Genomic DNA, 8485 nt, shown 5'->3' with positions numbered 1-8485 from the left:
GGCACCGACCTGTCCCGATGGAGCGGCGACGAACTGGCTGCCATCGCCACGGTCCTCAACTCCCGTCCCCGCAAGACCCTCGCCTGGAAGACCCCTGCGGAAGCCCTCAATGATCATCTACGATCAGTACAAGCCGGTGTTGCGACGACCGGTTGAATCCGCCCAATACACGAGCAGGGCCTTCGTCGACACCTGCCACCGTGCGGGCGTACTCCAGAGCATGAGCGCCGTGGGCAGCTCGGCGGACAACGCCGCCGCGGAAAGCTTCAACGCAACCTTCAAAAGGGAGACATTGCAGGGCCAAAAGGGCTGGTCAAGCGAGCGCGAAGCCCGACTCGACGCATTCCGCTGGCTCCACCGATACAACACCCGACGGCGGCACTCCCGCCTCGGACACCGCAGTCCCATCGACTACGAGAAAGCCACCGCAACAACAACTACGCTGGCCGATGCCGCATAAACCCGTGTCCAGGACACAGGGTCAAGGCCCGTTCACTGAACTGTTTTCATCCTGTCTCTGCAGTGTGAAGGTGCAGGTCAGCGAGGCGGGGTGACAAGACGAGGCTCCTGGTCGTTGCACTGGTGTTCTCTACGCACCACGCATCGTCCGAGGAGCCTCGCTTGGTCCCGTATCGTGCCACGGTCGACGTCCCTTATGGGCTGGTCGAGCACGTCTCGTGGCTCATCTATGCCCGAAGGTGTGAACTCGGCTCGCGGTGGCGCAAGTTGGGCTGCTTCAAGCAGGCTCTGCTGGCTCTGGTGCATCTGCGCAAGAACGAGACGCTGCCCGCTCTCGCGGCCGACTTCAGCGTCTCGACCACGACCGCGTGGCGGTATGTCGACGAGACCCTCGAGGTGCTGGCCTCTTGGGTACCCGGCCTGCACGAGTCTCTCGTCGGCCTGGGCGAAGGGGACTTCGTCATCGTCGACGGCACGCTCATCCCCATCGACCGGGTCGCCGCAGACCAGCCGTATTACCGCCAGAAGCACAAGCAGCATGGCATGAACGTGCAGGTCATTACCCGCCCGGACGGCACCCCACTGTGGTTCTCCCGTGCGACGCCGGGCCGCACCCACGACCTGACCGCGGCCCGTGCCCACGGCATCGTCCAGGCCTGCCTCACCCGGCAGATCCTCGTACTCGCGGACCGGGCCTACCAGGGTGCAGGCGCTACCGTCCGCACCCCGTACTACCACCACCGTGAACAGCCCGAGCACTACCAGCAGTTCAACCGCGACCGCGCCCGACGACGCGCCCCGGGCGAACGTGCCTTCGCCCGACTCAAATCCTGGCGGCTGCTCCGACAGGCACGGTGTTCCACCGTCGCATCGGCACAGCAATCCAAGCTGTCCACACCCTGATGACCTGCACATATTCAGGATGAAGACGGTTCACTGAGGCCTTGTGTTGATGTTCGGCCGCAGCCAATCGTGGCACGCCCGAGAGCCATCTGGCTTCCTGGTCCCGGATCCAGCCTAGTCGGTGCCATCGGGGCCACCCGTCGGGGGATCAATTGTCGGGCTGCTCGGTGGCGGGGTGGGCGTAGGCGTGGGGCGGTGCGTCGGCGTTCTCGAAGAGGTACCCGTCGGCGAGCTGGAGGGAGCGCTCGTCGATGGGGTCGGTGCGGGAACGTCGGAGGGGATGCGTGCCGGGAGTGTCGGCGATGGCGCGCCGTCGGACCGGGCGGACGGACTGGTGCTGGCCGCGGGAAGCCTCTCGTTGGTCTGGAGGTCGAATGGGGTGTGGTCTGCCTTGACGGCTTCGAAGGTGTATGCGGACCAGATTTTGGCCGGGATGCCACCGCCGGCGACCCGGCCGGCGCTGTCGCCCGCGCCCTCGATAGAGACCTGGCCGCCCTTGGGAACGGTCTCCTCCCCGTGGTCGTCCCTCACCTGGCGGGGCTCGGCCGCCTCGCCCCACAGAGCGACCGAGGTGACCAGGTTGGTGGTGTAGCCGACGAACCAGGCTGATTTGTTGTCGTCAGAGGTACCGGTCTTGCCTGCCACCTGGCGGCCTTCCCGGTTAGGGGCCTCTGCGACCGACGTGCGGGCCGAGCCGTCGTCGACCACGCCGGTGAGCACCGAGGTGACACCGTCCGCTGCCTCCCGGCTGATCACCTGGGCTCCTGTGCCCTGTTGGGGGTCGTAAGAGCGCGTCGGGTGATCGGCCCCTGCGACGACGGTCGGGGTGACTTTCTTGCCGTGGTTGTCGAGCGTGGCGTAGACACCGGCAATCTGCAGAGGGCTGGCGCCGTAGGAGCCGAGCGTCATGGACGGGAGCGCCTTTTGCGTCTTGATGCCGTCCATTCCGAGTTCGAAGGCGTCGTCCTGGACTCGGTGGAGGCCGACGTCCACGCCCATCTGCGCGAAGGCGGTGTTGACCGACTTGTTCATGGCTTCCTGGACGGTGACGGGGCCGTGGGAGATGTCGTCCAGGTTGGGCGGGGCGTAGCTGTCGCCGCCCGGGCCTTTGACTGGGACCTCACTATTGCCGTTGTAGATGGTGCCGGCATTGATCGGCTTGCCGTCCTGGGTCGTGGCGTTGTTGTCCAGCGCGGAGGCGAGGACGATCGGTTTGAAGGTGGAGCCGGGCTGGTACGTGGTGGTGGTGGCGTTGCTGAGTTGGTGCTCGGCGAAGTTCTGGCCGCCGTAGAGCGCGACGACCGCACCCGTCTTCGGGTCCACCGAGACCGCGCCGGCTTGGACGTCCTGGTCGGCCCTCTTCTTGGGGTCGAGCTTGCTGGTGAGCTCCGCTTTGACGGCGTTCTCGAGGAGCTTCTGCTTCTTCCGGTCGATGTTGGTGGTGATCGTCCAGCCGCCTTGGTGCAGCTCCTGCTCGCTGATGCCCTGTTTGCGCATTTCCGCGTTGGCGGCCTGTATGAGGTAGCCGGTCTGGCCCTCCGTGCCAGGGTCGGGCTTGGGCTCGATGGGGATCGGGAACGTCATCGCGGCACGTCGGCCGGCGTCTACAGCCTTGATCTCGACCGCGTTGTCTAGCACATAGTTCCAGCGCTCGGTGACCAGCTTCTTCCCGGTGTCCGAGGCGGCCGCCCAGTCATACTTGCTGGGGGCCTGGAGCAGTGCCGCGAGATAGGCGCCTTGCTCAACGGAGAGCTCGGCGGAGTCGACGCCGTAGTACGCCTTCGCCGCGGCCTGGATTCCGTAGGCACCGCGCCCGTAGTAGTTGGTGTTGAGATAGCCGGCGAGGATCTCGCTCTTGTCGTGGCGCTGGTCGACCTTGAGGGAGATCACCAGTTCCTTGAGCTTGCGGGTGAGCGTCTGCTCCTGGTCCAGGTAGAAATTCTTGACGTACTGTTGGGTGATGGTCGAGCCGCCTTGTTTGCCCTTGCCGGAGACGGTGTTCCACAAGCCGCGGACAGTTCCCTTGAGGTCCACGCCGTTGTCCTGATAGAAAGAAATGTTCTCGGCGGCGACGAAGACCTCCTGGACCTGTTTGGGGACCTTCTCCAGACCGACGATGTCCCGGTTGATCTGACCAGTGCGGGCCAAGACCGTGCCGTCGGAGTACTTGTAGAGGTTGTTCTGGCGCTGGGCCATGGCGTTGGCCTCGGGGATCGGTACCACAACATAGACAGCATAGAAGACACCCATCGTGAGCAGGAACAGACCCAAGAGTGTGCCGACGGCCTTCTTCCAGGTGAAGAACCGGCGTATGCCTCTCTTCCCCTCCCGCTGCTTGCCCCGGCGCGTCCCGCGCCGCCGGGCGCGCCTATCTTCTGCTCGGCCCATACCTTAAGTCGCCCACCTTTCAACTCGCTACATGGATCACGCGCCGAACGCGGTGAACGCCTGCCATTGATTTCGCGACCGGGGCGGAACATTTCCTCCGTCGCGTACGGCGACTGTTGCCCCGTTCTGGCGTGTCATCCCGGTCGTGTCCGTTTCGATCCGAAGGACGGTTCGGATCAGGTCCTTCGGAGAGCCGCCGGTACCTTCAACGCGGCGAGCCGGCTGCTCAGTTGGCAGGCGGACTCGTGGCGGCCAAGCCAAAGGGCCGTTGCCGTTGCGAGGGTTCGTGCCGATTTCACACCGCCGGCGGGCATCGGTCGGCCAAGCGGTACTGTCGGCGGCTGTGCGCGCACGAGGTCTACCGGTCCAGAACGGCTTTCATGACCGCTTTGGCGATCGGGGCGCCCAGTCGGCCGCCCGCGATGTCGGAGCGGGAGATGGTCATGTCTTTGGGATCTACGAGGACGGCGACCGCGACCGGGGAGGAGCCATCGCTGTGCTTGGCGTAGGAGACGAACCAGGCGTAGGGGCGCTCGCCGTTGACGTCGGCGCCGTGCTGGGCGGTACCCGGCTTGCCGCCGACCGTGACGCCGTCGATCTTCACTTTGCTTCCCGTGCCGTGGCTCACGGTGTGCTCCATCATCTCCTGCACCTTCTTTGCGGTGTTCTCGGAGACGGCTTGGCTCAGGACCTCGGGTTCGTTCTTCTCGATGGTGGACAGATCAGGTCCGCGTAGCTCGTCCACCATGTACGGTTTCATCACCTTGCCGTCGTTGGCGATCCCGGCGGCGACCATGGCCATCTGTAGCGGCGTGCTGGTCACGCTGCCCTGACCCATGCCGGTCAGCGCGGTCTGGGGCTGGTCTAGGTCACTGGGATAGCCACTGGCGGCCGTGCGGACGGGGGTGAACTGTTCTTGGTTGAAGCCGAACTTCTCCGCCGTTTCACGCATCTGGTCCTTGCCGGTTTTGAACGCGGCGTCGAGGAAAATGTTGTTGCAGGACCACTGCATGCCGGTCTTCATCGAGACCTTGTCGCACTGGGCGTCGGGGACGACGTTGCCGATCTTCGTGCTGCTGAGCGGCAGTTGGTAGGGGGCCGGGATGCCCGAGGGGGCGTTGATATCGGTGACTGTTCCGTGTTCGAGGGCGGCCGCCGCTGTGAGGACCTTGAAGGTCGATCCGGGTGGGTAGATCTCGCGGATCGCCCGGTTGCTCAGTGGCTTGTCCTTGTCCTTGTCCAGCCTCAGGAACTCCTCCCCTTCCTTGCTCGACAGGCCGGCGAAGGCCGAGGGGTCGTAGGACGGCGTGCTCACCATGGCGAGGATCTTGCCAGTACGTGGGTCGAGCGCGACCACCGCGCCCTTGGCGTCCAGGTCGGTCAGCCCCTTGTAAGCGGCCTTTTGGGCCTTCGGGGCGATGCTGGTGATGACATCGCCGCCCCGCGGCTTCTCACCGGTCAGCATGTCGAGGGGGCCCCTGAAGAGCCTGCTGTCCTTGCCGCTGAGCACGTCAGTGTGCACGCCTTCAAGAAACGTCGCGCCGTGGGCCTGGGAGAAGTAGCCAGTGACCGGCGCGTACATGGGGCCGTTCTTGAAGACGCGCTTGTACTTGAGGTCCGATCCGGGGGAGAGCTCGGAGCCGGTGATCGATTCCCCGTCAACAATGATGTCGCCGCGAGGCTTGGCGAATGCCTCGATTTGCACCCGCCGGTTATGCGGATCGCTGGCCAGCCTGTCGCCCTGGACGAACTGCACCCACGTCACCCGAACCAACAGTGCCAGCACTATTACGCCGAAGAAGACGGCTACATGCCGCAGGGGTCTGTTCATCCTTCGTACTCCTTCTCAGACGGTTCTGGGGGAAGCAGTGGTAACGCCCCTCATCGGATCCGCAGACACCATGGATGCACGCCGAGGGTTGGGCGCGTGCGGGAGAAACTGAGCTGCCCCGGGCCCCACCAGCCGGATATGGCAGCCTTGACACCGGAAATGTTGCCGAGACGGGGTTCGAGAAATCCACTGCGTTCACGACTTTAAAAGGGGGCAAGGCTGCTCGCCCGTACCAGTTTGACGAACGGGCGACCCACGGATTTGGAAGGCGCCGACATATCCAGAGCAGGTCATGCCGGTGACGACCCAGGAGGACGTGCCGCCGAATATGTGGGTTCGGCGAAGATCACACCCGAGGCAGCCCCGGATGTTGATCCTCTGCCAAATGCGGCTGGTGCCGTCATAGGCGAGGAACTGCTGTGCTGATGTGAGCTTGTGCGGCATAGGCGGGTCAGGCTCTCAGTTCGGGCGGAGGCTGGCCCTTGCGGCGCCGCCGGGACGTCTGGGCGCTGTGCCGGCCACGGGCCTAGACATCGCCCCCATTCCCCAAGAAATGGTCAAGGAATTATCAAGGGGAATCTAGGGACCAAAGTCCTGACCGCCCGTCCCCGAGGTCCGGTTGGAGCGTGTTGCCACACTTCAGCAGCAGATCCCTTCTCGGCTCGGCCAAGCCCCTGAGGCTCCCCCGCTGTGCGAGAGGTGCGGGACTGTAAATAGAACGGCCCTGTCTCACATTCGGTGGTGACGGAGAGTGTCGCTATCCGAGGAGGATGCGGTGGCGGAGCAGGGTGAAGCCTGCTCGGCCGTGCATCTGGCGTGCGATCCGTTTGGTCTTGGTGTTGACGCCTTCGGTGGGGCCGTTGCTGTACGGAAGCGTGAGCGCGGCGTTCGCGGCGTCGAGGTCCCTCTCCAGGCCGCTTAAGGCGTGCAGGTGGGGCAGGTCGGCGCCGCGGACCTGAGTGATCCAGCGCGTGAGCGCGCCGGCGTTGTCGGCGTGAGGCACAAGGAGCGCGGCGAAGTCTGTGATACTGGCGGCGAGTTGGGTCATCTCGGGACAGGCGGCGGTGAGGTTGGTCAGGAGGTCGCGTTGTTCGGCCTTGAGGTTGTCGGGTCTGGTCAGCAGCATCCGGGCAAGCCGGCGCGGGGAGATGTGACTGCGGTCGGCGTCCGTGCGTCCTTGGTTGATGTACTTGTGCAGGAGGTTCAGGCAGCCGGTGAAGCCGAGGGCCTTGATCTCCTCGAAGAGGTGCGTGACGGGGACGGAAGGGTCTTCGGCCCGGCGTTTGCGCAGATGCTCACGGTGGGGATCGACCAGGCTGGCGCGGTATTTGGGGACGCGGAGCATGCGTTCGGGCTTGTCGGCGCGGGCGTAGCGTTTGACGGTGTTCAGGGCCAGTTGCAGGCGGCGGGCGCATTCGAGCAGGTCCACGCCTTAGAGTTCCTAACACAACGTGTTTTGCAGGCGTCGCCAGCAGATCAGTGAACAGGCGAGTTTGAGGAACGCCTCGTGGATGTCGTCTCGGGTTTCCCAGCGGATGCGCAGGCGGCCGAACCAGTGCAGGAGCGCGATCGTCTGTTCCACGACCCATCGCTTGGTTCCCAGGCCGGAGCCGTGGTCGGTGCCGCGTCGGGCGATGACCGGCTTGATGCCCTTTGCCCAGACCTGGCGGCGGTAGCAGTCGTGGTCGTAGCCTCGGTCGGCGTAGACCTCCTTCGGTCGCTTGCGGGGCCGGCCGCGTTTGCCGCGGATGGACGGGATCGCTTCCAGCAGGGGCATCAGCTGGGTGACGTCGTTGCGGTTTCCTCCGGTCAGCGTCACAGCCAGCGGGATGCCTGTGGCGTCGCAGATCACGTGGTGTTTGGAGCCCGGTCGGCCGCGGTCGACGGGGCTCCGTCCGGTTTTGGGCCGCCCTTGAGCACCCGGACGTGGGAGCTGTCGATCACCGCCCGCGACAAGTCCAGACGGTCGGTGGCCCGCAGTTCGTCCAGTAGCACCTCGTGCAGCCGCTGCCACACCCCGGCGTTGTTCCAGTCCCGCAGCCGCCGCCAGCAGGTCATCCCCGAGCCGAACCCGAGCTCGCCGGGCAGCCATTCCCACTGGATGCCGGTGAAGAGGACGAACAAGATGCCGCAGAGCACCTTGCGGTCCTCCAACGCCTTCTTCCGCCCCGGCCGCCGCTGACCATCGGGTGTCGATGGCAGCAACGGCTCGATTCTCGACCACAACTCATCGTCAACCAGCCAGGGTTGAGGGTTCCGCTTGCCCATACCCAAGCAACCGACGCATCCGTCCGGAGGACACGGCTACCAGTGTTGCGTTAGGAGCTCTTAGTCGAGCAGACCGTGGACCTGGTGCCAGCGATCCAGGGTGCTCTGGGCGCAGGGGCCGTCGTAGATCGGCGCGTCCAGCACGGTGGCCCAGCATGTGCTGTGCGCCTTGACCTCGCTCAGGGCGGCTTCGCACAGGTTGTGCCAGATATGCCATCGGTCGCCGACTTGTGTGGCGTCGGGCAGGGCGCGGCGGATGGCTTCGGCGTAGGTCGCCGAGCCGTCGCGGCATACGGCCTCGACGCCTGGATGCTCGCGCAGCCACGCCTCCAGGGTGTCGGCCGTGCGGTCGGGCAGTACGTCGATCCGCTCATGGGTTTCGGCGTCGATGATCACGGTGGCGTAGCGGCGCGGGTCTGCCGCACGATCGGGTGACATCTGAACTGGCTTGCTCTGTGGGGCGGGTGGGAAGGATGTCGCTGTGCCCAAGCCTTATCCCGAAGAGTTCTGTGAGGACGTCGTGCGGGTTGCGAGGAACCGTGGCCCGGGGGTGACGGTCGAGCAGGTGGCCAAGGACTTCGGCGTCCATCCGATGACGTTGTGGAAATGGATGCGCCGCGCGGACATCGACGACGG

Annotated in this window: 4 protein-coding genes and 5 pseudogenes; 4 read left to right on the top strand and 5 right to left on the bottom strand. The window is 65.1% G+C overall.

What is annotated here, in order from left to right:
• The 3 pseudogenes from ACLJT4_RS41965 to ACLJT4_RS41955 all read left to right on the top strand — a co-directional run.
• Positions 1-156: pseudogene (locus ACLJT4_RS41965) on the top strand (IS30 family transposase); the annotation flags it as partial.
• A 4-nt stretch (positions 157-160) separates the two neighbouring features.
• Positions 161-460: pseudogene (locus ACLJT4_RS41960) on the top strand (transposase); the annotation flags it as partial.
• 161 nt (positions 461-621) lie between these two features.
• Positions 622-1385, top strand: a pseudogene (locus ACLJT4_RS41955) (transposase family protein).
• Positions 1386-1476: 91 nt separating this feature from the next.
• On the opposite strand, the gene ACLJT4_RS41950 reads toward ACLJT4_RS41955, so the two are convergent.
• From ACLJT4_RS41950 to ACLJT4_RS41930, 5 genes and pseudogenes are all read right to left on the bottom strand, one after another.
• A complete protein-coding gene (locus ACLJT4_RS41950; RefSeq protein WP_411130399.1) occupies positions 1477-3750 on the bottom strand; it encodes a transglycosylase domain-containing protein in 2274 nt (757 codons plus the stop codon).
• Positions 3751-4108: 358 nt separating this feature from the next.
• Positions 4109-5581, bottom strand: a complete 1473-nt coding sequence (locus tag ACLJT4_RS41945; protein WP_411130398.1) for a peptidoglycan D,D-transpeptidase FtsI family protein — start codon at positions 5579-5581, stop codon at positions 4109-4111.
• 757 nt (positions 5582-6338) lie between these two features.
• Positions 6339-7010: pseudogene (locus ACLJT4_RS41940) on the bottom strand (transposase); the annotation flags it as partial.
• Positions 7011-7022: 12 nt separating this feature from the next.
• Positions 7023-7849, bottom strand: a protein-coding gene (locus tag ACLJT4_RS41935; RefSeq protein WP_411130397.1) for an IS5 family transposase whose coding sequence is annotated in 2 segments (ribosomal slippage) — positions 7023-7511 and positions 7514-7849 — 825 coding nt in all. Because the reading frame shifts where the segments join, the coding sequence is not laid out codon by codon here.
• A 66-nt stretch (positions 7850-7915) separates the two neighbouring features.
• Positions 7916-8257, bottom strand: a pseudogene (locus ACLJT4_RS41930) (transposase); the annotation flags it as partial.
• 73 nt (positions 8258-8330) lie between these two features.
• On the opposite strand from ACLJT4_RS41930, the gene ACLJT4_RS41925 reads away from it, so the two are divergent.
• The coding region (locus tag ACLJT4_RS41925; protein ID WP_411130400.1) for a transposase at positions 8331-8485 on the top strand (155 nt) is incomplete at its 3' end.

The organism is Streptomyces sp. x-19, assembly GCF_046549115.1.
Classification (GTDB): Bacteria; Actinomycetota; Actinomycetes; order Streptomycetales; family Streptomycetaceae; genus Streptomyces; species Streptomyces albulus_C.
The sequence above is the reverse complement of the archived record's forward strand: the minus strand, read 5'-3'. Positions and strand labels throughout refer to the sequence as shown.

Excerpts from the sequence above, each read along its gene's own strand:
- ACLJT4_RS41950 (WP_411130399.1), bottom strand. The coding sequence starts at position 3,750 with ATGGGCCGAGCAGAAGATAGGCGCGCCCGGCGGCGCGGGACGCGCCGG.
- ACLJT4_RS41945 (WP_411130398.1), bottom strand. The coding sequence starts at position 5,581 with ATGAACAGACCCCTGCGGCATGTAGCCGTCTTCTTCGGCGTAATAGTG.